This is a genomic window from Halopiger goleimassiliensis (assembly GCF_000455345.1).
GTDB classification, from domain to species: domain Archaea; phylum Halobacteriota; class Halobacteria; order Halobacteriales; family Natrialbaceae; genus Halopiger_A; species Halopiger_A goleimassiliensis.
This window is the reverse complement of the sequence record NZ_HG315690.1, coordinates 1,688,053-1,710,338: the sequence shown is the minus strand read 5'-3', so window position 1 is coordinate 1,710,338 and position 22,286 is coordinate 1,688,053. Positions and strand designations below refer to the sequence as shown.

General features: G+C 65.3%; 27 protein-coding genes and 3 tRNA genes. 20 read left to right on the top strand and 10 right to left on the bottom strand.

Translation table 11 applies throughout. From position 1 onward, the window contains the following. Nucleotides 1–11: 11 nt before the first annotated feature. From TX79_RS08400 to TX79_RS08390, 3 genes are read right to left on the bottom strand one after another with little or no spacing between them, the layout of a single operon-like run. Nucleotides 12–569 carry a DUF7519 family protein gene (locus TX79_RS08400; protein ID WP_049927009.1) on the bottom strand — a complete coding sequence of 186 codons (558 nt, stop codon included), beginning with the start codon at nucleotides 567–569 and terminating at the stop codon, nucleotides 12–14. Beyond that, nucleotides 566–2,566 (bottom strand): DUF58 domain-containing protein, encoded by a 2,001-nt coding sequence (locus TX79_RS08395; RefSeq protein WP_049927008.1) that lies wholly within the window; start codon nucleotides 2,564–2,566, stop codon nucleotides 566–568. Before TX79_RS08395 ends, TX79_RS08400 begins: the two co-directional genes overlap by 4 nt. After that, complete coding sequence (locus tag TX79_RS08390; protein ID WP_230198558.1) at nucleotides 2,566–3,549, bottom strand: DUF4129 domain-containing protein; 984 nt, start codon at nucleotides 3,547–3,549, stop codon at nucleotides 2,566–2,568. Before TX79_RS08390 ends, TX79_RS08395 begins: the two co-directional genes overlap by 1 nt. A gap of 216 nt (nucleotides 3,550–3,765) precedes the next feature. On the opposite strand from TX79_RS08390, the gene TX79_RS08385 reads away from it, so the two are divergent. From TX79_RS08385 to rpsB, 13 genes are all read left to right on the top strand, one after another. Further along, a tRNA-Ser gene (locus TX79_RS08385) sits at nucleotides 3,766–3,848 on the top strand. Nucleotides 3,849–3,944: 96 nt separating this feature from the next. Continuing rightward, entirely contained in the window at nucleotides 3,945–4,460 is a 516-nt protein-coding gene (locus TX79_RS08380; RefSeq protein WP_049927006.1) for a 30S ribosomal protein S13, read from the top strand. After that, nucleotides 4,460–4,981, top strand: coding sequence for a 30S ribosomal protein S4 (locus tag TX79_RS08375; protein WP_049927005.1), 522 nt, complete (start codon nucleotides 4,460–4,462; stop codon nucleotides 4,979–4,981). Before TX79_RS08380 ends, TX79_RS08375 begins: the two co-directional genes overlap by 1 nt. 3 nt (nucleotides 4,982–4,984) lie before the next feature. Continuing rightward, nucleotides 4,985–5,374, top strand: a complete 390-nt coding sequence (locus TX79_RS08370; RefSeq protein WP_005579703.1) for a 30S ribosomal protein S11 — start codon at nucleotides 4,985–4,987, stop codon at nucleotides 5,372–5,374. Nucleotides 5,375–5,377: 3 nt separating this feature from the next. Beyond that, on the top strand, nucleotides 5,378–6,127 hold the full coding sequence (locus TX79_RS08365; protein ID WP_049927004.1) for a DNA-directed RNA polymerase subunit D: 750 nt from the start codon (nucleotides 5,378–5,380) through the stop codon (nucleotides 6,125–6,127). 124 nt (nucleotides 6,128–6,251) lie between these two features. Beyond that, a tRNA-Leu gene (locus tag TX79_RS08360) sits at nucleotides 6,252–6,336 on the top strand. 135 nt (nucleotides 6,337–6,471) lie between these two features. Further along, nucleotides 6,472–6,825 (top strand): 50S ribosomal protein L18e, encoded by a 354-nt coding sequence (locus TX79_RS08355; protein WP_049927003.1) that lies wholly within the window; start codon nucleotides 6,472–6,474, stop codon nucleotides 6,823–6,825. Next, complete coding sequence (locus tag TX79_RS08350) at nucleotides 6,822–7,271, top strand: 50S ribosomal protein L13 (protein WP_049927002.1); 450 nt, start codon at nucleotides 6,822–6,824, stop codon at nucleotides 7,269–7,271. Before TX79_RS08355 ends, TX79_RS08350 begins: the two co-directional genes overlap by 4 nt. Then, nucleotides 7,265–7,663: a 30S ribosomal protein S9 gene (locus TX79_RS08345; RefSeq protein ID WP_049927001.1), complete on the top strand. Its 399-nt coding sequence runs from the start codon at nucleotides 7,265–7,267 to the stop codon at nucleotides 7,661–7,663. The genes TX79_RS08350 and TX79_RS08345 overlap by 7 nt, the downstream gene beginning before the upstream one ends. A 12-nt stretch (nucleotides 7,664–7,675) precedes the next feature. Beyond that, nucleotides 7,676–7,870 carry a DNA-directed RNA polymerase subunit N gene (locus tag TX79_RS08340; RefSeq protein ID WP_049927000.1) on the top strand — a complete coding sequence of 65 codons (195 nt, stop codon included), beginning with the start codon at nucleotides 7,676–7,678 and terminating at the stop codon, nucleotides 7,868–7,870. 1 nt (nucleotide 7,871) lies between these two features. Next, nucleotides 7,872–8,051 (top strand): DNA-directed RNA polymerase subunit K, encoded by a 180-nt coding sequence (locus TX79_RS08335; RefSeq protein WP_049926999.1) that lies wholly within the window; start codon nucleotides 7,872–7,874, stop codon nucleotides 8,049–8,051. Then, nucleotides 8,048–9,253 (top strand): phosphopyruvate hydratase, encoded by a 1,206-nt coding sequence (gene eno / locus TX79_RS08330; protein WP_049926998.1) that lies wholly within the window; start codon nucleotides 8,048–8,050, stop codon nucleotides 9,251–9,253. The genes TX79_RS08335 and eno overlap by 4 nt, the downstream gene beginning before the upstream one ends. Continuing rightward, entirely contained in the window at nucleotides 9,250–10,056 is an 807-nt protein-coding gene (gene rpsB, locus TX79_RS08325) for a 30S ribosomal protein S2 (protein ID WP_049926997.1), read from the top strand. The genes eno and rpsB overlap by 4 nt, the downstream gene beginning before the upstream one ends. 65 nt (nucleotides 10,057–10,121) lie before the next feature. On the opposite strand, the gene TX79_RS08320 is transcribed toward rpsB, so the two are convergent. Continuing rightward, nucleotides 10,122–10,439: a hypothetical protein gene (locus tag TX79_RS08320; protein ID WP_049926996.1), complete on the bottom strand. Its 318-nt coding sequence runs from the start codon at nucleotides 10,437–10,439 to the stop codon at nucleotides 10,122–10,124. After that, nucleotides 10,436–10,783, bottom strand: coding sequence for an ArsR/SmtB family transcription factor (locus TX79_RS08315; protein WP_049926995.1), 348 nt, complete (start codon nucleotides 10,781–10,783; stop codon nucleotides 10,436–10,438). Before TX79_RS08315 ends, TX79_RS08320 begins: the two co-directional genes overlap by 4 nt. A 363-nt stretch (nucleotides 10,784–11,146) precedes the next feature. On the opposite strand from TX79_RS08315, the gene TX79_RS19980 reads away from it, so the two are divergent. Then, complete coding sequence (locus tag TX79_RS19980) at nucleotides 11,147–11,269, top strand: hypothetical protein (protein ID WP_268257979.1); 123 nt, start codon at nucleotides 11,147–11,149, stop codon at nucleotides 11,267–11,269. Nucleotides 11,270–11,350: 81 nt separating this feature from the next. Here the strand turns inward: TX79_RS19980 and TX79_RS08310 are convergent, their stop codons facing one another. Both TX79_RS08310 and TX79_RS08305 read right to left on the bottom strand, forming a co-directional pair. Continuing rightward, nucleotides 11,351–11,539 (bottom strand): DUF5786 family protein, encoded by a 189-nt coding sequence (locus TX79_RS08310; RefSeq protein ID WP_049926994.1) that lies wholly within the window; start codon nucleotides 11,537–11,539, stop codon nucleotides 11,351–11,353. 170 nt (nucleotides 11,540–11,709) lie between these two features. Next, on the bottom strand, nucleotides 11,710–12,918 hold the full coding sequence (locus TX79_RS08305) for a PQQ-binding-like beta-propeller repeat protein (RefSeq protein ID WP_049926993.1): 1,209 nt from the start codon (nucleotides 12,916–12,918) through the stop codon (nucleotides 11,710–11,712). A gap of 276 nt (nucleotides 12,919–13,194) precedes the next feature. On the opposite strand from TX79_RS08305, the gene TX79_RS08300 reads away from it, so the two are divergent. After that, nucleotides 13,195–13,434: a hypothetical protein gene (locus TX79_RS08300; protein ID WP_049926992.1), complete on the top strand. Its 240-nt coding sequence runs from the start codon at nucleotides 13,195–13,197 to the stop codon at nucleotides 13,432–13,434. Between the two features lie 57 nt (nucleotides 13,435–13,491). On the opposite strand, the gene TX79_RS18980 is transcribed toward TX79_RS08300, so the two are convergent. The 3 genes from TX79_RS18980 to TX79_RS08290 all read right to left on the bottom strand — a co-directional run bounded on the left by TX79_RS18980 (nucleotide 13,492) and on the right by TX79_RS08290 (nucleotide 16,251). After that, a complete protein-coding gene (locus TX79_RS18980; RefSeq protein WP_081655513.1) occupies nucleotides 13,492–14,703 on the bottom strand; it encodes an outer membrane protein assembly factor BamB family protein in 1,212 nt (403 codons plus the stop codon). A gap of 85 nt (nucleotides 14,704–14,788) precedes the next feature. Next, nucleotides 14,789–15,709: a thiamine-phosphate synthase family protein gene (locus TX79_RS08295; protein ID WP_049926991.1), complete on the bottom strand. Its 921-nt coding sequence runs from the start codon at nucleotides 15,707–15,709 to the stop codon at nucleotides 14,789–14,791. 92 nt (nucleotides 15,710–15,801) lie between these two features. Continuing rightward, complete coding sequence (locus TX79_RS08290; RefSeq protein WP_049926990.1) at nucleotides 15,802–16,251, bottom strand: MaoC family dehydratase; 450 nt, start codon at nucleotides 16,249–16,251, stop codon at nucleotides 15,802–15,804. 192 nt (nucleotides 16,252–16,443) lie between these two features. On the opposite strand from TX79_RS08290, the gene ppc reads away from it, so the two are divergent. The 5 genes from ppc to TX79_RS08265 all read left to right on the top strand — a co-directional run bounded on the left by ppc (nucleotide 16,444) and on the right by TX79_RS08265 (nucleotide 22,083). Further along, nucleotides 16,444–19,134 carry a phosphoenolpyruvate carboxylase gene (gene ppc, locus TX79_RS08285; protein ID WP_049926989.1) on the top strand — a complete coding sequence of 897 codons (2,691 nt, stop codon included), beginning with the start codon at nucleotides 16,444–16,446 and terminating at the stop codon, nucleotides 19,132–19,134. Between the two features lie 108 nt (nucleotides 19,135–19,242). After that, on the top strand, nucleotides 19,243–19,977 hold the full coding sequence (gene sfsA, locus TX79_RS08280) for a DNA/RNA nuclease SfsA (protein ID WP_049926988.1): 735 nt from the start codon (nucleotides 19,243–19,245) through the stop codon (nucleotides 19,975–19,977). Between the two features lie 164 nt (nucleotides 19,978–20,141). Further along, a tRNA-Ser gene (locus tag TX79_RS08275) sits at nucleotides 20,142–20,226 on the top strand. Between the two features lie 209 nt (nucleotides 20,227–20,435). Then, the gene (locus TX79_RS08270; RefSeq protein WP_049926987.1) at nucleotides 20,436–21,824 is read left to right on the top strand and encodes a 4Fe-4S ferredoxin N-terminal domain-containing protein; all 1,389 of its coding nucleotides are present in this window, start codon (nucleotides 20,436–20,438) and stop codon (nucleotides 21,822–21,824) included. 58 nt (nucleotides 21,825–21,882) lie between these two features. Beyond that, nucleotides 21,883–22,083, top strand: coding sequence for a hypothetical protein (locus tag TX79_RS08265; protein WP_049926986.1), 201 nt, complete (start codon nucleotides 21,883–21,885; stop codon nucleotides 22,081–22,083). Nucleotides 22,084–22,286: the final 203 nt, after the last annotated feature.

The following is a 22,286-nucleotide window of genomic DNA, read 5'->3' as shown; positions in this document are numbered from 1 at the left end:
GACGGGCGCGATTACGGGCTCCGTCGCCTGCGGCGGGAGCGGCCGCGTTCGCGCCCCATTCCGAGTCCGATCGTCAGCAGGGCCGCCGCGGCCAGGAACAGGACCAGCGCGCCGACGGGGCCGGTAGCGGGACCGAACACGTACAGCGCGTAGCCGATCGTCGCCGCCAGCAGCCCCACGAGCAGACTCGAGCACGCCAGGACCGCCTCGAGGCGGAGCGTCGGCGACTCCTGACCGAGTTGTTCGCCGAGGTCGATCGCGCCGTGGCCGACGTCCCAGGCGACGACCGTCCCGACGGTTCCCACGAGCGTTGGCTCGACGTACCCCGACTCGAGACCGGCGACGACGACGCCGCCGAAGGCGACGAAGCCCCCGAGGTCGACCGCCGATCGGTGGCCCCGAACGAGTCCGCCCGCCAGAATCACCCCGCCGGTCGCGGCAAGCGCGCCGCCGCCGATCGATCCGGTCGCAGCAACGGCGGCCGCGAACAAGACGGCGACGACCGCGCCGGCGCTCGAGGCGACGGTCGGGCGGTGGGTGAGTTCCACGCCCTCGAGCGCGTCGCTCACAGCCGATCACTCGCCTCGTGCCTGGCGAAGACGTCGTCGATCGTCTCGTCGGTCGGCCAGTCGATCACGGGAATGCCGGCACGGCGCAGGTCGACACACCGGAGCCGTCGGGCGACCCCCGCGAGGGCCTGTCCGGCGGTCCGATCGGCCGTCGGATCCGGACTGACGACCGTGACGGGGTGGCCCCACGCCTCGAGTCGGCGGGCGATGTCGGCCCCGGTGGGATCGCAAAGCGGCGTGAGGAACACGATCTGGGTGTCGGAGTCGAGCCGTCGGCGGATCGTCTCGAGTTGTCCGCGCCAGAGTATCGACTGATCGGGTGCGACCGTCTCGAACTGGGGATGGGTCGCGAGCAGTTCCCGGAAGCGAATCTCGTGGTCGCGACCTGACCCGGGCGCGAGCCAGCACGGATCGGTTCCGAGGCCGTCCGGTCCGTTACGATCGCCGCCACCGAGGCCAGCGAGCCCGACGGTATCGCCCCCCTCGAGCAGGGTCGCGGCGATCCGTCCGGCGGCAGCGACCGACCGGTCGACCGCGTGGGTGCCGTCCGGCGTGGGGGCGAGGTAGGCACGTTTCCGGGCGTCGACGAGGACGACTACGCGAGCCGCCCGTTCCTCGTGGAACTCGAGGGTGGCGAACTCGCCGGTTTTCGCCCGCCGGTTCCAGTCGACCCGCGAGAGCGGATCAGACGGCCGGTACTCGCGGACGGAGTGAAACGTCGTCCCCGCACCCGCTTCGGCGGTCGTCAGACGGCCGGACAGCGAGACGGCAGACGTGCGCAACGGCACCCGCGAGGGAATCGCCTGGAGTTCGGGCTCGCAGGTGAGCGCCGTCCCGCACTCGACGAGGTACTCCCGTTCGGTCGACCGCGAGAGGTCGCGTGCGATCACGAGCGCTGGATCGAACTCGTGGCTGCCGTGGCCCGCGGTGACCGTGTACTCGAGCGTGACGGACTCCCCCGGCCGGAGCGCGGTGCCGAGCCGACTCGAGCCCTCGGTCACCAGGAGTCCTGGCGGGACGCCGTCGACGAGGCGCAGGTCCGGGACGAGGCCGTCGCCCTCGTTGGTCACAGTCAGGGTGACGTCGATCTCGTCGCCGGGGTCGGGCGTCTCGTCGCTCAGCGATCGCTCGAGCGAGAGTTCCGGTTCGGGCGGGTCGAACGTCCGGGCGAATCCCGCGTAGCCGACGCCGACGACCCCCGCGAGCACGACGGCGGGGGAACTGGCCAGCGCGCCGATCCCGACCGCCGAGAGCGCGACGACGCCGATTCCGTTCCAGTAGCCGGTCGCGCGGCGGGCGCGGGAATCGGTCCCAGTGGTCTCGACGGTCGTGGTTCGGCGTCGACCCGAGGACTCGTCTCCGGCGACGGCCGATCCGCGTTCGGCGTCGTTGGTCACCGCCAGCGAGTCGGGATCGATCCGTCGATCCTCGGCCGCCCCGCCGGCGACTGCTCGAATCGCGGCGACCGTATGGCGGATTCCCTCGGACCGGGAGGATCGGCCAGTTGCTGCCCGACCGACGAACGACGCGAGCCGATCGCGAACCGATCGGGTCGGCAACTCGACCGACTCGGAGAGAAACGCGGCCGCGATCGGATCGTCGGTCCAGGTACCGTCCTCGATCCGTTCGGCCGCCGTCTCCTCGGAGTCGCCCTCGAACCGCGTGAGAACGGCGACGGCGGCCGCCTGGAGTCCCTCTGGAGCCCGGTTTCCGGGACGGAAGTACGTCATATCGGTACCCGTGAACGACTCGAGGGCGTCGTGAAACGAGTCGCCGGGGACGGGGACGGTTCGCCGTCGTTCCGGCTCCGGGGGCCGCCCGAGTTGCCGACCCCCGCTGCGCCCGGAGAGCGCGCTGATCGCGACCAACAGGGCCACGACGCCGACGACGGTGACCAGCGCCTGGCCCACGGTCAGCTCCCAGACGCCGAAGAACGCGGCGGTGGCCCCGGAAAACGCGAGGACCCCGAGTACGAGCGCCACCCGCCAGCGGTTCATCACGGCTCACCCCCGAGGTTAGACCGACCGGACGGGTCCTCGCGTGCGACGTGGTCGAACCGGCCGTCCTCGACGTCGTCGGCCGAGTACTGTCGCTCGATCCGTCGGAACACCGTCTCCGCCTCCCGTTCCAGTTCGGGAGTCACGTCGGTGGTCCCGTATCGCACCTCCTCGAACAGCGCCGTCAGATCGGCGACGTCCTCGCGGTCGAGTCCGGCGTCGACGGCGGCCGCGGCGAACTCGCCGGGCGTACTCGACTCGGGGTTGTCGACCTCGAGCGAGTCCGTCATCTCCCACCACGCCCGATAGATCTCGTTGTCGGCGTCGGTACCTGCCGCGAGTCGGTCGGCGGCGCGGCCGGCGGCGGAGCCGACGGCCTGTGCGCTTTCGGACGTCGTCGTCGGCGTCCGGTCGTCGTCCGCACCGGCCGTCTCCGCGTCGTCATCGCGCGTGAGGAGCAGTCCACCGATGACGATCACGGCGACGATACCAAGAGCGACGAGCAACGGGCTGACCGGTGCCGAGAACACGTCGTCGGCGTTCTGGCTTCCGTCCTCCGTTCCGGTGCCGTTTCCGGGAAGTCCACCACCCTCCATGGGCGGGTTGGCTCTGGGCTCGACCGTCAACTCGAGGGCCTCGCCGGCCAGGAGGAGCAGTAGCGAGACGACCACGCAGGCGGCGATGAGGGTGAGCGCTTGTCGTCTGTGTTTCACCAGATACCAGACGATCACGATCGCGATAACGGCGATCAGCAGGTAGCCCAGGTACTCGAGAAACGTTGGCACGCCGCTTCCCTCGAGCGGTCCCCCGAAGTCCGTCGTCGGCGACGACACCGGCGCGTCGCCGGGCGTATCGTCGCCGGCGCTGCCGCTACCCTCTCCGGCGGGATCGATCGGGGACTGGATGGTCGCCGCGGCTATCGCGACGGCGACGATTGCACAGGCCACGACCAGTAGACGGACGAGCAGGCGTGAACGTTGCACTCGGTGACTGCCTACGGACCCCCGGGGGCTAAATGTTGTCGTCCCAGTGAAGGGTTCCCCGTTCGTGGCAGCGGTTCCGTCGATCCCCTGCTCGAGGTACCCGTCCCGTCGGGGTCTTTCGTTGCGCTTAAGTAGTCGACCCCGGTAGGTTCTGGTGCGATACGTGTAGGGGACCCAGTCCCCGAGTCCGGAAGGGCGACGATAGAACGACACGGTGTCGTGGTAGCCAAGCGGCCCAAGGCGCATGGTTGCTAACCATGTGGCGTCAAGCCTCCGGGGTTCGAATCCCCGCCACGACGTCGGATTCACGACGCTGCCGGACACCCGGCAGCGGGGCTGACGTTTTCCGTCAGTCGCTTTGCAACGCGCGCAGACCAGACACACATACCCAACACATGAGCGAGGAAGCACCCCAAGAACAAGCGGACGACGACGATCTTCAGTACTTCGTCCGGATCGGTCAGACCGACCTGGACGGGACGAAGTCCGTCGAGCGCTCGCTCTCGGAACTTTCCGGCGTCGGTCGACGGACCGCCCGGATCATCGCCGAGGAGGCGGGCGTCGACCGAACGGCCACGTTCGGTGCGCTCGACGAGGACGTCATCGACGAGGTCGTCGAACTCGTAGAGAACTACGCCGACGAAGTCCCCGACTGGCTCAACAACCGCCAGAAGGACTTCTACACCGGCGAAACGACCCACGAGATCGGCAACGATCTCGAGTTGACCCGCCAGCACGACATCAACCGGATGAAGATGATCGACTCCTACAAGGGTGTCCGCCACAAGCGCGGCCAGAAGGTTCGCGGCCAGCGAACCAAGTCCACCGGCCGTACGGAGGGCACCATCGGGGTCAACGTCGAAGAGATCCGCGAAGAAGCCGAAGAAGGCGGCGAGGAGGGTGGTGAGTAATGCCGCTCGGAACGAAGACCAAGCTGTACGAGACCCCGAATCACCCCTACCAGGGTGAACGCATCGCCGACGAACACTCCCTGATCGACCGCTACGGGCTCAAGAACAAAGAAGAGCTCTGGCGGGCCCAGTCCGAACTTCGCTCCTACCGGCGCGAGGCCCGCGACCTGCTCGGTCAGGCCCAGGACGACGAGACCGTCCAGCAACGGGCCGACGAGTTCCTCGGTCGACTCAAGCGCGTCGGCATCCTCGACGAGGCCGACGAACTCGGCGACATCCTGTCGCTCGAGATCGAGGACATCCTCGAGCGCCGCCTCCAGACGGTCGTCTACCGGAAGGGGCTGGCGAACACGACCCAGCAGGCCCGTCAGTTCATCACCCACGGACACATCCTGGTGGGTGACCAGCGTCACAAGGTTCCCTCGTACGTCGTCGACGTCGACGAGGAGGACCTCGTCGCGTTCGACGAGAACAGCCCGCTGGCGGACGAACTCCACCCCGAACGCGCGGAGGGTCAGTAAACCATGAGTCAGGACGACGAAAAGTGGGGCATCGCCCACGTGCACGCATCGTTCAACAACACCATCATGACCGTGACCGACCTCACGGGCGCGGAGACGATCGCCAAGTCCTCCGGCGGGACGGCGGTCAAGCAGAACCGCGACGAGGCGTCGCCGTACGCGGCCATGCAGATGGCCGAGTCGGTCGCCGAGGAGGTCAAGGCCGCGGGCATCACCGGACTTCACGTCCGCGTGCGCGGTCCCGGCGGTAACCTCCAGAAGTCCCCCGGACCGGGCGCGCAGGCGACGATCCGCGCGCTGGCCCGCTCGGGCATCGAGATCGGTCGCATCGAGGACGTGACGCCGATCCCGCACGACGGATCGCGCGCACCCAAAGGCAAGGGCGGCTACTAGACCATGAGTGAGGAGTACGACGTCGAGTTCGTCGAACGCGACGACCACGAGGCGCGGTTTCTCGTCCGTGGCGTGACGCCCGCGTTCGCCAACGGCATCCGGCGGGCCATGCTCGCCGACGTGCCGACGATGGCGATCGATACCGTCCGGTTCGTCGAGAACTCGTCGGTCATGTTCGACGAGCAACTCGCCCTCCGACTCGGGCTCGTCCCGCTGACGACCCCCCCGGAAGGCGAGTTCGACGAGGACGACGTCGTCACGCTCTCGATCGACGTCGAAGGGCCGGCCACCGCCTACTCGGGCGATCTGGAGTCGAGCGACGAGCTCGTCCAGCCCGCCGAGGAGAACGTCCCGATCATCGACCTCAAGGACGGACAGCGCCTCGAGGCCGAGGCCGACGCGACCCTGGGACGCGGAAAGAACCACGCGAAACACCAGGGCGGCGTCGCGGTCGGCTACCGACACCTCCAGCGCGTGGAGGTCGTCGGCGACGTCCCCGAGTTCGAGGAGCGGGAGGCTCAGATCGTTCGCGGCGTGATCGAGGACGACGGCGAACTCGTTCCGACGAGCGAGTTCGACCACGACCTCGCGAACCGCTACCCCGACCAGGAGGTGGCCGTCGAGGACGTACCAAACGCCTTCGTCTTCCACGTCGAGACGGACGGCTCCTTCACCGTCGAGGAGCTGGTCACGCGAGCCGCCGACACGATCGAAGCACGCGCGACCGAACTCGAAGACGCAGTACAGCTATAGACCATGACCCGACGCCCCCGACCCACCGATCCGTCCGCCGGTGCCGTCAGCTACGAGACCGCCGGACGGTCGTTCACTGGAATCGAAAGGGGTTTGAAGGGGCGACGGATAGACGGAAGTGCGAGCAGGGATAGCCAAGTCAGGCCAACGGCGCAGCGTTCAGGGCGCTGTCTCGTAGGAGTCCGCAGGTTCAAATCCTGCTCCCTGCATCACTTCTGTCGCGACGATCGCACGCCGAGCGACGGATCCGTCCGGATCCCGACTCGCGTCGATCGACGGACTGACGATTTCGATTCCACTCCGGTGAGCCCCGCTCACCGTATTCGACATTTGGAGGCTAACCAATGAGTAGCAAGACCAATCCGAGGCTCAACGACCTCATCGCCGAGTTGAAGTCGACGTCCCGCGAGACGGACGCCGACGTCTGGCGTGACGTCGCGGATCGACTCGAGAAGCCCCGGGCGAACCACGCAGAGGTGAACCTGGGACGGATCGAGCGATACGCACGCGAAGAAGAGACCGTCGTCGTTCCCGGCAAGGTGCTGGGTTCGGGCGCACTGCAGAAGTCGGTAACCGTCGCGGCCGTCGACTTCTCGTCGTCCGCCGAGACGAAGATCGAACAGGTCGGCGAGTCGGTACCGCTCGAGCAACTGCTCGAAGAGAACCCCGAAGGCTCCGACGTACGGGTGATCGCATGAGTATCGCAGAGTTCGACGCGGACGTCGTCGTCGACGCCCGCGACTGTATCCTCGGCCGCGTCGCCAGCGAGGTCGCCCAGCGCGCCCTCGAGGGCGAACGCGTCGCCGTCGTCAACGCCGAAGACGCCGTCATCACGGGCGACAAGGAGGACGTCTTCGAGACCTACCGGACGCGGCTCCAGCTCGGTTCGGACAGCGGGCCCAACTACCCGCGTCGTCCGGACACGATCTTCAAGCGCTCCGTCCGCGGCATGCTGCCGTACAAGAAGAAACGCGGTCGCGAGGCGTTCGAGAACGTCCGCATCTACGTCGGCAACCCCTACGAGGACGACGACGAGCGCGACGCGGAGGTTCTCGAGGGAACGTCGCTGGATCGGCTTTCGAACATCCGCTTCGTCCACCTGGGCGAAGTCTCCGAACAACTGGGTGCTAACGTCACATGGTAACCAACACGAGCGGCAAGAAGAAGACGGCCGTCGCTCGCGCCACCGTGCGCGAGGGCGAGGGTCGCGTGCGAATCAACTCCAAGCCGGTCGAACTGGTCGAGCCCGAGATGTCGCGGCTCAAGATGCTCGAGCCGTTCCGCATCGCCGGCGAGGACCTGCGCAACGAGATGGACGTCGACGTGCGCGTCGACGGCGGCGGCATCAGCGGCCAGGCGGACGCCGTCCGCACCGCCATCGCGCGCGGGATCGTCCAGCACACGAACGACGCCGAACTCCGCGACGCGTTCATGGAGTTCGATCGCTCGCTGCTGGTCAACGACGTTCGCCAGTCCGAACCGAAAAAGTGGGGCGGCCCGGGCGCTCGGGCGCGCTACCAGAAGTCCTACCGCTGAGGTGATTCAAGTATGATGGTACCGGTTCGGTGTTTCACCTGTGGCAGCGTCGTCGGCGAACACTGGGAGGAGTTCGACGAGCGAGCCAACGAGGGCGACGAGGACCCTGCCGAAGTCCTCGACGACCTCGGCGTCGAGCGCTACTGCTGTCGGCGCATGCTCGTCAGTCACACCGACCTCGTCGACGTCGTCTCTCCGTACCAGTAACATGCAACAGCAACAGCACAACCGCTACGAGAAAGCACGGATCCTCGGCGCGCGAGCGCTGCAGGTGTCCCACGGGGCACCGGTGTTGATCGAGACGGACCAGTCCGAGCCGATCCTGATCGCCGCCGAGGAGTACGACGCGGGTGCGCTCCCGTTCACGGTCAAACGAGGACACGAATGACGCTGATCACCGACGTCCGACTCCGCCGGATCCTCGACTCGCGTGGCAACCCCACGGTCGAGGCCGACGTGCTGACCGAAAGCGGCGGGTTCGGTCGCGCCGCAGCGCCGAGCGGTGCCAGTACCGGCGAGTACGAGGCCATCGAGCGACCACCGAGCGAGGCGATCGCCGCCGCCCGCGAACACGCCGTCCCACGACTGGTCGGCGAGGCCTACGCCGGCAACCAGCGGGAAGTCGACGCCATCCTGCACGCCGCTGACGGCACCGACGACTTCTCCGAGATCGGTGCCAACAGCGCGGTCGCCATCTCGATGGCCGCCGCGAAGGCCGGCGCGGACGTTCTCGGTGCGCCGCTGTTCCAGCATCTCGGCGGCACCTTCCGCGGCGAGAACTTCCCGATCCCGCTCGGCAACGTCGTCGGTGGCGGCGAACACGCCGCCGACGCGACGGACATTCAGGAGTTCCTCGTCGCGCCCGTCGGCGCGCCGAACGTCCAGGACGCGGTGTTCGCCAACGCCGCCGCACACGCGGCCGTCGCCGACCTGCTCGAGGAACGCGACGTACCCTCGGGGAAGGGCGACGAGGGCGCGTGGGCACCGTCGATCGACGACGCGGAGGCCTTCGAGATCGTCGACGAGGCGGTCTCGCAGGTCGAAGACGAGGTCGGCTTCGAAGTCGCCTTCGGACTGGACGTCGCCGGTGCCGAACTGTACGACGCCGACTCAGGCACGTACGAGTACAGCGACGCCAGCCGCGATACCGACGAACAGATCGAGTACATCGCCGACCTCGTCGACGAGTACGATCTGGTCTACGTCGAGGACCCCCTCGACGAGGACGATTACGACGCCTTCGCGGAGCTGACCGACCAGGTCGGCGATCGGACGCTGATCTGCGGTGACGACCTGTTCGTCACCAACACCGATCGGCTGCGTGAGGGGATCGATCGCGGCGCGGCAAACAGCATCCTGATCAAGCCCAACCAGATCGGGACGCTGACCGACGCCTTCGACGCGATCGAACTCGCCACCGAGAACGGCTACGACTCGGTCGTCTCCCACCGCTCGGGCGAGACCGAGGATACGACGATCGCACACCTCGCCGTCGCGACCGACGCCCCGTTCATCAAGACGGGCGCGGTCGGCGGCGAGCGAACCGCCAAGCTCAACGAGCTCATCAGAATCGCAGACGACGCGACATGACAGACGACAACGCAACCCAGGAAGGGCTCGACGCCGCCGAGGAGGAAATCGACGAGGAGCCAGCCGAAGGGGCTGGCCCCGCCGCCGAGGAGGACGTCGAGCCGGTCGACGAACAGTCCACCGACGCCGAGGCCGAGGAGGCCGACGCCGAGGCAGAACCAGCCGCTGACGAGGAGGAAGACGCGGGACCCGCCCTCGACGACGACGTGATGTCCGACGAGGAGGCCGACCTGCTGATCCCCGTCGAGGACTACCTCGGTGCCGGTGTCCACATCGGTACCCAGCAGAAGACCAACGACATGGAGCGGTTCATCCACCGCGTCCGGACCGACGGCCTCTACGTGCTGGACGTCTCCAAGACCGACCAGCGCATTCGTACGGCCGCGGACTTCCTCGCCAACTACGACCCCGAACAGATCCTGGTCACGTCCTCGCGCCAGTACGGTCGGTTCCCGGCCGAGAAGTTCGCCGAGGCCGTGGGCGCTCGAGCCCGCACCGGGCGGTTCATCCCGGGCACGCTGACCAACCCCAAGTACGACGGCTACATCGAACCCGACGTCGTCGTCGTCACGGACCCGATCGGCGACGCCCAGGCCGTCAAGGAGGCCATCACGGTGGGCATTCCGGTCATCGCGATGTGTGACTCGAACAACCAGGTCAGCAACGTCGACCTCGTCGTCCCGACGAACAACAAGGGTCGCAAGGCCCTCTCGGTCGTCTACTGGCTGCTCGCCAACGAGGTCCTCGATCGGCGCGGTGCCGAACCCTCGTACTCGCTCGAGGACTTCGAGAGTACGGTCTGAACGGGTCGAGTTTTTCCTGCAGTTTCCGTCCGGTAGCTACCCACCAGCGTCGCGGCCGCTATCGATCAGGGACGGCGGTGCAGCGCGTAGGCGATCAACGCCAGTCCGGTAAACTGGGAGACGTGAATGCCCAGCCAGAGCCAGTCCTGCTGGGGCAGCGACAGCAGTCGCAAGTTGATCAACACTGTCGCCAGAAACGACAGCGAGTACGTGACCGCGGTCAGGAGCAGGAGACCGACCGCGAGATACCACATCGAGCGATCCTCGTACCGGCGTAGCGCGACGATGGCCTGATAACCGATGTAGAGGCCGACGATCGTCGCGCCGAGTGCGAGCACACCGATCGCGAGTTCGATCGGCCGAACGTCGAACGCGTCGATCATGGGAACTCACTCCACAGACGTTGCAGACGGTCGGCCGCGTCCTCGTCGCAACGGTCGATCTCGAGGGAGAAGCCGTCGTCGTCGAGGCGCAGTCGCACCTCTTCGACGGTCGCGGCGTACACCGTATCGTGGTTGCCGTCCGATCGTGGACGGGTCCGTTCGGCGACCAGGCCTGCCTCCTCGAGGCGCTCGAGACGCCGCCAGATCGTCGAGAACGAGCCGTCACAGTGCTCGGAGAGTTCGTTCGCGGACATGGGGTCGGTTCGGATCGCTGTGAGTATCGCGCGGGCGTACTCGTCGTCGAGCAGGTCGACGACCGTTTCGAGCGACGACTCCTCACTCACGGCTCGCCTCGAGGGAATGAGGGCCGGTTCGACGGCAGTCCGTCGGTGCTCGGTCCCAGCGGTCGCGGCCGTCCGAACGAGACAGGCGCACCATCGAGTGGACTCTGCACGGCGCTGAACGCTGTTCACGACCGTTCGATCGTGGCCGCCGGTGATTCTTCGATCGATTCAGAGAGGCGAAACGGTACTCTCGCCGTCTCCCTGTCCCCGCAGTCGTCGCGTTCACTCATCGGTGCTGACAGTGACACCGAGCCATCATAATAGTTCGAGTCGCTTCGCGACCCGGCAAACGGTCGAAAGCGTTATCGGTTGCGACTCGCAGGAACGACAAGGTTACGTGGGGACCGTTCGATACTCTCGCGTATGGACTGGCTCTTCGAGTTCGAGGAGGAACAACTGCCCCTCCCCGTATTGCTGGCAGCGGGCGCACTGATCGCGATCTTCGCGGTCGGCATTCCGCTCCGGCTGCTGGGCGGACTGTTCTGATCCGGCGGGTCGAACGACTCGTGAGAAATCGATAGACGAGACGGCCGTAGCGCGCTGCTCGAGTCGTGATTGCGGGGACGGTTACTCCTCGTCGCTCGATTCCTTGATTTCCTGGAGTTGGCCGAGCAGGTCGTCCGTCGAGGCATCGGACTCGACAGTGACGGAGCCGTCGTAGTCGTTCTCGTGGACGTTGACGGCGGCGTCCTCGTCGCCGTCACTCTCCCTGCTCTGGTGCTGTTGCTCGGACTCGTCGTAGCTTCCAAAACCCATAGCGGGACCGTCGATCGGTAGCCCTAAAGGTCCCGTGGTTTGACCCGTCGGTGGGATGTGAGCACACGGAACGGGACCCAATCGCCGCACCACCAACGTCTCGGAGAGCGAACCGTAGCTGTAGGCCGATGAAACTGCGCCGCCGGCGTCTTGCCCGGACTGGCCGTCAGCTAGGCGTCCTCGAGGGCGTAGAGCGTCTCGTCCCGGGAGGGAACGTAGACCGTCCCGTCGTGAATCGTCGGCGGTGCGGTAAATTGCACGTCGCTCTCGAACTCGAAGTCTAACTTCCACTCGAGTTCACCGGTAGCCGCGTCGTACGCCCAGATTCCGCGTCTCGAAGTGACGTAACACACGTCTCCTGCAACGACGATATCGTGGGGGACGCCCGAAAGTTCGTCACCCATTTCCCACTCGATAGCTCCCTCGTCGGCGTCGACGGCTATCACGCGGCTTCGCTCGGCCAGATACACGAGCCCGTCCGCAACGGCTGGACTCGCGTCGGCTCTCGTCTCGGTCGAAACCGTCCACTCTTCCTCGCCGGAGTCGGCGTCGACCGAGTGCAGTTGTCGATTGTAGTTAGTCACGTATACCGAGCCGTTCGCGACGGCGGGGTTGCTTTCGGATAGTTTCCCCTCGTTTTCGGGCTCGAACGTCCACTCGATTTCGCCGGCTTCGACGTTTACCGCGTGGAGTTCCGATGATCGACTGGTGTACAACGTTTCGTCGTGAAATGCCGGCCAATAGGAAGAGCCACCGATGTACGCTGGCATATCGAGGACTTTCGTGTACTCTCCGGTTTCGGGATCGACCCGCCAGATCCTCTCAGAGTTGGGAATTAGGATCCCGCTCGGTGTCGGGAGCGGACGAGCGAGTCCGTTAGCGGGTTCGATCACGTCCGATTGCCAGTGGTCGCCGGTCTCCGCGTCGTATCCGTGGATGCGAACGTCATCAGTCGGGCCGTAAATCATGCCGTCAGCGGCGCTCAGAAATCCGGACTTCTCGGTCTCCCAGACCGTCTCTCCCTCGTCGTCTACTGCGTATATCTTCCCATCGCTGCTATTGCTGTACAGGATCCCATCGAGAACGAGGACTGGTTCGAGAGTGAAGCCGTTCAGATCGAATATCGCTCGTCTCGTTATTTCGTTACCGTCCGGATTCGTCGCAGTCGGATGATAAGAGGCGTTCTGCAGGTCGACGCCGTACATCGGCCAGTCCTCGCCGACCGCTTCCGTCCCGTCGCCGTTCCCCTCGGTCCCGTTGCCGGTGCCGTTTTCGCTCGTCTCGTCGCTCTCGGAACACCCCGCGAGGACGGCGATCCCGGCGACGCCCGCACACGTGCCGAGCCAGCGCCGTCGCGTCTGTCTCCGTCGTTCGTCCATAGTATCTCCCAACAATCACCTCAACTAAATAATTCCTATAGAAGGAAGTTCTGCTTAAATAGGGTGAAGAATATTATCCGGGTCGTCCTCGCGGAGCGATTTTCGAATCCAGCGTCGAGTAACCGACTCTCCGATCGATTACTCCTCGCAGATGGCTGTCAACCGGATCGACGTACCCAGTGGCTCGGACAGCGGGTGACGGTCGTCTCGACTTCCTTGCGGGTCGGCGTCTAAAAACCGTGATCAGAGGGTAACGTCTGGGAGGACACGGATGTCATGCTCGAGACCCCCGACGGCGGTGAACACAAATTGGGATCGACCAATCCGGTCAGCTACGAGAACGGCCAGACGATCATGGTCGTCGTCCCCGCGCCGCAGTTCCTTCCGAAGGGCGCACCCGGCGTCGGCGACAATCAGCACGGCAGCGACGCACCGGGTAATCTCTGTTCACCGCTCTGGGGCGATATCGGACCGAACTTCACAGGGGACCTCGAACCAGAGGAAGACTGTCTGTAGCCTCCGTCCGTTTCTCGGCTACCGTTTGTTTTCAGAGATTCACAAATAGCTCGTCAGCTAAGCGTCTTCGATCGCGTACAGTGTGTCATCATTTGCTGGGACGTATACCGTTCCATCGGACACCGTAGCGGACGCAGTAAAACCACCCTCGAGGGAGTCATCCACTGTATACTGCCAGTCTAGTTCTCCAGATCTCGAGTCAAGCGCGTAAACTCCAAAAAGAGTAGTCGCGTAACAGACATCATTTGCGACTACGATATCATAGGGTTCGCCTGAGACCGCATCGTCTGCTACCCATTCAATGGTACCTTCGTCGATATCGATAGCAATGACTCGATCGTTATCGCCGATATAGACGAACCCGTTTGCGACCGCCGGACTTGTCTCCACATCGGAATCGGTATCGACTGTCCAGACTTCGTCTCCGGACTCAATATCGACTGCATGTACTTGGTGTTCTCGCGTACCCACGAAAACTAGTCCATCACTGACGGCCGGGTTACTATCCGTCATAATTCCCTCATTATCGGATTCGAACGTCCACTCGATTTCGGGAGATTCGACGTTTACTGCGTGTAATTCTGACGACCGAGCGATATAAATGATACCGTCCTGGTATGCCGGTTGCTCAGAAGAACCACCGACGAACGATGGAGTGGTAAGTACATCCGTGTATGCTCCGGTTTCACGTTCGAACTGCCAAATCTCCTCTTGAGATGCAACGTAAATGCCGTTGTCAGTCGGAATCGGTGCACCCAACCCGATCACTGACTCGATTTCATCGGATTCCCATCGCTCTCCCGTTTCGACATCGTAGCTATAGAGTAGTCCATCAGCGGTTGGGCCGTATACCGTTTCTCCATGGATTGTCGGCGATCCATACCCCTCTTTCTCCCAGAGAACATCTTCCGTCTCAGTGTCTATTGCATACGTTTTCCCCGCAGTACTCGATACGTAGACGACCCCGTCAGCGACGGCGACAGGATAGGGACTTCGTCCATCAATTGCAGAAATTGAACGTTTTGTCAATTCGTTACCGTCTGGATTAGTCACAGTCGGATGATAGGCCGTGTTCTGCAGGTCGACGCCGTACATCGGCCAGTCCTCGCCGACCGCCTCCGTCCCGTCGTCGTTCCCCCCGGTCCCGTTGCCGGTGCCGTTCCCGTTCGTCTCCTCGCTCTGGGTACACCCCGCGAGCGCAGTTGCACCAGCGAGCGTCGCACAGGTACCGAGCCACCGTCGACGCGTCTGCGTCTGCCGATCAGCCATTATACCCCACCGCACACAGTTCAAGGAAATAATAGCTCTGGTAGCATTCCCTCGAGTCACGGCCGAACCGCGAGCGATCACCCGGTTAGATCGCGGTGGTGACCAGTTCTCGAACGCGCTCGACCGCCGCCTCCGCGTCGGTCCCGAAAACGTAGGTCGCCGGTTCGATACCGAACGCGCCACGGTGGTAGGCCACGCGCGGGACGCCGCCGCGCTCGGCGAACCGCTCGCGGAGGTGAGCCCCGCGGTCCTCGTAGTCGGCGTCGAACTCGAGGGGGTCGATCCCGCGTTCACGAGCAGCCTCGAGGAGTGCGTCGTCGGTGGCGATGTTGACGGCCCCGCGCACCGACGGATCGACGTCGGTGGCGGCGAGGACGGCCGTCGCGACGTGTTTCGAGGCACCGAACTCGGGGTTGGCGGGGATTTCGATGCGGCCGCCGATCGCGTAGATGCGGCCCGGAATCGCGGCGACGTCGGTCTCGTCGCGGGGGTCGGGCAGCGCCATCCCGATGTTGGTACCGACGTTCGGGACGACTGCCGCCATCTCGGGGATCGACGCGAGGGTTCGCGCAGCCGTCCGGACGTCCGCCAGGACGTCGCGCTCGGCGCGGACGTCGGGGTCGAGACCGCGAACGCACAGATCACAGCCCAGTCCGCGGAGGTCCGGCATCTCCTCTTCGTGGAGTTCACAGATCGGGCCGCGATCCTCGAGGCTCCGAACGAGCGAGAGCAGTTCCGAGAGCGCCTCGTAGCCGTCCATCTCGCCGCTGGCCAGTCCGTCCGCGATCCGGTCGACGGTGGCGACCGTCTCCGGATCGTCGCGGAAGCGATCGTCGCCGCCGCTCTCGCCGCTGACGTACTTGCTTACGGCTGCCTGCGTGACGCCGAGGTTGGCCGCGATCTCCTGTTGTGTCATGCCGCGCTCGGCGAGTCGCGTTGCCAGCATCGCCCGAACCGTCGGCAGAAATCGATCGACGACGAGTTCGCTCGGCAGGACGAGGGACATGCCCCCTCGTTCGGACGACGACGGCTTAAGTCCCGCTACACGGTACGGGTCGCGAGTAGGGATCAGTCGCCCTCGCGACGGCTCGACCGGAACTACGCGTCCGGGTTCCGCCGCTCGATCATACCCAGGCTGATCCAGGAGATGACGAGGTCGTCGTCCTGGTTGTACCCCTCGAGTCGACTTCGAACGTGGCCGCGTGTCGGGTCGCTTTCGGAGACGCGCTTGTCGAGTACCTCGGTTCGGACGGTGAGCCGATCCCCGGGCGTGACCGGGCGGTGCCATCGGAGTTCGTCGACGCCGCGTGCGCCCATAGACGCCTGATCGTCGAGTATTCCGTCGACCAGCAGCCGCATGCAGATCGAAGACGTGTGCCAGCCCGACGCCACGAGTTCGCCGAACGCCGAGTCGGCCGCAGCCTCCTCGTCCGTGTGGAACGGCTGCGGATCGTACCGCTCGGCGAACTCGAGGATTTCGTCTTTCGTTACCTCGTACTCGCCGCTCTCGGACGTCTCACCGATTTCGATATCTTCGTAGTACCGCATACGGCCGTGGTGGGTGACGTGTACGCAAGAAAGTGTTGGTAGACGAACCGGTTTCGGCATCGGTGTCGACGACGGCTCGCCGGAGTCGGTTGTAACTCGATTACGTTCACTCGTTAAATAACGAATTCTAATACGTGAGGGGCTGAGGAGACTACATGGGGATTTTTGAGGGTGAAACGAGTGCGGCTTGGTATGCACCTTCACAACAGGGAGGTCCGACAGGACGTCCGCGAACTCGGCGCGTTGCTGGGCGACGTGCTCGAGGCTCAGACTTCGCGCGCCGCGTTCGAGACCGTCGAGTCCTGTCGACGAACGGCCATCGATTACCGATCGGGCGAGATCGACTCCCGGGAGCCGCTGGCGTCGGAACTCGAGGGGTTGTCGCCGGAGACCCAGCGGATCGTCGCCCGGGCGTTTACGACCTACTTCGAGTTGATCAACCTCGCGGAGGAACGCGAGCGGGTTCGGACGATCCGGCAGGCCTCACACGAGGGGACGCTCGAGGACAGCCTCGAAGCCGCGGCAGCAGAACTCGGCGAGGCCGACCCCGAGATCGTTCGGCAGGTGCTCGAGGACGTCCTCATCGAACCGACGTTCACCGCTCACCCGACGGAAGCCCGGCGCAAGACGGTCAAGGCGAAGCTTCGGACCATCGCTTCCCACCTCGAGACCCTGGACGAGCGACTGCTCACCGAGAAGGAGGCCGGACAGGTTTGGCGCGACGTCGACGCCGAGGTGACGAGCCTCTGGCAGACGCCACAGGTGCGCAATCGCCAACCGGAGCCCGAAGACGAGGCGCGAAACGTCCAGTGGTACCTCGAGAACACGCTGTTCGACGTCGTCGGCGAGGTCTACGACGAGTTGGCCGAGGCCATCGAGGCGGAAGTCGAGGGCGACTTCGAGATCCCGAAGCTGTTCGAGTTCCGCTCGTGGGCGGGCAGCGACCGGGACGGCAACCCCTACGTCACGCCGGAGGTGACGGAGGCGACACTGGCACGCCAGCGCGAGGTCGTCCTCGAGAAGTACCGCGACCAGTTGAAGCGCCTCTCTGGTGTGTTGAGCCAGGACGGCTCCCGAATCGAGGCCGGCTCGGAGTTTGCAGCCTCTCTCGAGGCCGACCGTGAACGGCTGCCGGGAAGCGCACGGACGGCCGAGGAGCGCTACCCGGACGAGCCCTATCGTCAGAAGCTCAAACTCATGCGCGAACGGCTCGATCGCGTCGACGACGTTCGGCCCGGAGGGTACGACGACGCCGACGACCTGCTCGCTGACCTCGCGGTCATCGCCCAAAGCTTGCGGAACAACGACGCCGAGAGCGTCGTCGAGGCCCACGTCGACCCGATCCGGCGGCAGGTCGCGACCTTCGGCTTCTCGCTGGCCAGCCTCGACCTTCGCCAGCACCGGCAGAAACACACCGACGCGATCGCCGAGGCGCTCGAGCGCGAGGGCATCGAGTACCGTGCCCTCTCGGAGGACGAACGGGTCGAACTGTTGACCGACGCCGTGCTCCAGGACGACCCGATAATCGACCTCGAGGACACCGAGGAGCTCTCCGAGGAGACGGCGCGCGTCCTCGAGTTGTTCGATCGGCTCGGCGACTGGCAGGACGAGTACGGCGTCGAGGCCATCGATACGTACGCCATCTCGATGAACAACGAGCCGAGTCACGTGCTCGAGGTCCTCTTCCTCGCCGATCAGGGCGGCGTCGTCTCCCTGCCCGAACACTGCGGCATCGACATCGTGCCGCTGCTCGAGACCGAGTACGCCCTCTCCGGAGCCCGGCGGATCATGGGCACGCTGTTCGAGAACGAGGCCTACAGCCAGGCGCTCGAGACCCGTGGCCGGACCCAGGAGATCATGCTCGGCTACTCGGACTCGAACAAGGAGAACGGCTTCCTCGCCGCGAACTGGTCGCTGTACAAGAACCAGCGCCGCCTGGGGGAGATCTGCGACGAACACGACGTGACGATGCGGCTGTTCCACGGCCGCGGTGGCTCCATCTCGCGGGGTGGCGGCCCCATGAACGAGGCCCTGCTTGCCCTGCCGAACTCGACGGTGACGGGCCAGGTCAAGTTCACCGAACAGGGCGAGGCCATCGCCGAGAAGTACGCCAACCCACGCATCGCCGAGCGCAACATCGAACAGATGCTCAACGCCCAGCTACGGGCGCGGCTGTACGCCCTGGAACAGCCCACCGAGGACGTCCCCGAGGAGTGGTTCGAGGCCATGGAGACGATGGCCGACGCGGCCAGGCGGGAGTATCGGGACCTCCTCGAGAGCGACGGCTTCGTCGCGTACTTCGAGCAGGCGACGCCGATCACGGTCATCGAGGATCTGAATCTCGGGTCGCGGCCGGCCTCACGGAGCGGCGAGCGCACCGTCGAGGATCTGCGGGCGATCCCGTGGGTCTTCTCCTGGACGCAGTCGCGGTGTATCCTCCCGGGCTGGTACGCGCTGGCGACCGGCATCGACGCCTACCTCTCGGAGGGCGGCTCGATGGAGACCCTCCGGGAGATGTACGAGGAGTGGCCCTTCTTCCGTACGACGCTCGACAACGCCGCGCTGTCGCTGTCCAAAACCGACCTCGAGATCGCGGCCCACTACGCGGCCCTCGCCGAGGACGACCTCGAGGAGCGGTTTTTCCCGCGACTCGCGGGGGAGTACGACCGCGCCGTCGAGTTGGTCACCGACATCGGAAACCGTGAGACGCTGCACACGCGCGACTGGCTCGAGGAACACCTCGAGCGGCGCAACCCGTACGTCGACCCGCTGAACTTACTGCAGACCACGCTGCTCGACCGCAGCCACCGGACGGATCTCGAGGAGCGAACGTTGCGACTCACGGTGAAGGGGATCGCCGCCGGAATGAAGAACACGGGGTGACGCTCGCGTACTCGAGACGGACCGAGTCGATCCTCCTGGAGCGGACAGGAAAACTGTCCGTCGTTCTCGAGCGATACGGATTTGGGTCACCTCTGTGCAGGAAACAGTATGGACGGCCGATCGGATTCCCGCGACGTCGTGGCCCGGTACGAGGCGACTCTGCAGCGAGGGACCGTCCTCGAGCGTTCGAACCGCTTTACGCTGCTGGTCGACGTCGACGGCCAGCAGCGGCGGGCGTACCTGCGCAACACCGGCGGGCTGGAAACGACGCTCGAGGCCGGCCGGACGGTACTCTGTCGCCCGGCCGACGACGAAGATCGCAAGACGGACTTCGACGCGATCGCGATTTCGGCCGACGGAACCTGGGTGACCGTCGACGCCACCCTGCCGAACGAAATCTTCGACCGCTGCGTCGCCGACGGGCTCGTGCCGCAGTTCGAGGGCTATCGCCTCGAGTCGCGCGAGCCGTCCCTTCCCGAGGGCGGGCGGACCGACTTCCGACTGCGGTCGCCGTCGGGAGCCGACGCCTACGTGGAGGTCAAATCGAACACCTGGGTCGTCGACGGCGTCTCGAAGTTCCCCGATCGGCCGACCGAACGGGGGCGTCGCCACCTTCGGCACCTCACGTCGCTCGTCGGTCCCGAGCGGGAGTGTCACGTCGTCTTCGTCGTGCAACGTCCCGACGCCGCGGTCGTTCGGCCGTTTCGTTCGGTCGATCCCGACTTCGCCGACCTGCTGTCGACGGCCGTCGAGGCGGGCGTCGACGTCCACGCGCTGACAACGCGGTTCGACCCGCCGGTCGTCACGCTCGAGGATCCTGATCTACCGGTCGAGGTGGACTGAGCGCCCTCGAGCCACCGCTCGTCGTGATCTGTACGCGACCGTCAGCCGGGGACGGCACGAGTGACGTCGACCGCGACGGTCGTTCCGTTCGAACGTCGGCAACGGATCACAGACGGCGGAAAAATCGAAACGGGTAAAAGCGTCTCCGTACTACGATTCGATGAGCCGAGATAGCCTAGCCCGGCCAAGGCGGCAGATTCGAAATCTGCTGTCCTCACGGACTCGGGAGTTCAAATCTCCCTCTCGGCGCTTTTTCCGCGAACCGACCGCCGAGCACCGCACAGCGCGTGCTCGAGGGGGTGCGCGGAGTTCGTGGGTCGAAAATCGGGATCCCGCACCGGCGTGGCCGTCGTGCGCAGGGATCGTTCTTAACCGGCAGTGAGTGGTTGGCACGGCTGTTGGTGAGCGAGTATGTATTCGATCGATCGTACCCGATTCGATCGGGGTGACCGCAGTCGATGAGCCACGACGACCGCGGCGGTGACGACGAGGCGTTCCACCCGCTCGGACCCGAGGCCGAGGAGAACTATCGCGAGCTACTCGAGGACGGCGACTACGACGCGGATCTCGGGATGGAGATGGCCAAGGACGCGATGCGGGTGACGAAGGGCGAACTCTCCGACGAGGAGTTTTACGACCGGTACCACGAGGAGGTGCTCGAGGAGTTCGGCGAGGACGACCGCCCGATGGCCGAGGAGATCGAAGCCGCCCGCGAGGGGGGACGACTCGGGGAGGCGCTCTCGAAGTTCGGTGCCGACCAGGAGACCCGCCGCGAGACGATGAAGAAGATGGGGGCCGGAGCCGGCTTCCTCGGACTCGGCGCGCTGACGGCGGCGGACGACGGCAATCCGGATCCGTCGGCCGCGGTTCAGGACCATGGCGAGGAGGAAGACGACGACGGTACGCAGTGGGGGATGACCCTCGATCTTGAGGTCTGTGACGGGTGTCTCTCTTGCGTCGTCGCGTGTAACGCCGAGCACAACTGGAACCTCGGGGCGAACTGGATGTACATCATCGCCTACGAGGACGGCATCGTCGAATCTCCCGATCCGGAGGAGGATCCCGGAACCCGCGACTTCAACTACCTCATCCGCCCGTGCCAGCACTGTACCGACGCGCCGTGTGAGAAAGTCTGTCCGACGACGGCCCGTCACACCCGCGAGAAGGACGGCCTCGTGCTGACCGACTACGACGTCTGTATCGGCTGCCGGTACTGCCAGGTCGCCTGCCCCTACGGCGTCAACTACTTCTCGTGGGACGAACCGGAAGTGGACGTCGAGGAGGAGCTGGGCGACGAGATGATGTACGACGAACGCGACCGATGGGTCAGCGGGACCGGCCCGCAGGGCGTCATGGAGAAGTGCGTCTTCGATCCGGCGCGCCAGGACGGGAACATGGGCGAGGAGATGGTCGGCACCACGGCCTGTGAGGACGCTTGCCCGCCCGGCGCGATCCAGTTCGGCGACATGAACGATCCCGAGAGCGACCCCCAGTCCTACCTCGAGAACGTGACGCTGGCACGCGCCCGGGAGGACGACCCCGACGACGAGGACCTCCAGGAGGCGATGGCCATCGTCGCGGGAGAACAGGACCCGGCCGGCGAGGACGAGGACGGACTGACCGAGGAGGACGCCGAACGGCTCCTCGAGGGCGAGTACGGCGACAACTCCTCGCAGTTCAGGCTACTCGAGGAGTTCAACACGAACCCGAACGTGATGTACATCGGCAACGAGCCCGGACCCAACGCCGAACAGGTCGAAGGGCCGGTGGCCTACGACGAGGTCGGCATGGTCGACAACCGGAAGAACGTCCTCGACGAGTCGACGGTCGACGGCGGGCTGTACTGATCGACCCAGGAGCGCGGCAACTCGCACATTTCTTATCGCTGGCCACGAAGGGCCGTGTATGACCGACCGTCAGCGGGTGATCGTCGCCGTTCTCTGGATCGCCGTCGCCGGACTGATCTCGATCACCCTCGATCCGACCGACCCGACGTCGCTCGAGACGATCGCACGACTGCTCGTCGTCCTAACGGCGCTGTTGCTGGCCGGCGTGTACCTGTTCAATCCCAGAGGCATCCTCGACCACCGTCCACACAGCGATTGAAACTGAGCAGCACGTCGACGGTCGTCTTTCGGCTTTACAGGCGGTCAAGGCGAATGCCCCGGGAGCTTGACCCCGAGGCGGTTCACCTGGTGGGCTGTGGACGTGACGTCGTTCGAGACGGCTTCGCCGTCTCGTGATCTTCGAAAGAGTCTCCGACACTGTTGGCCTCTCGGGATCGGGGTCCTGCTCAGTGCGAGGGAGCC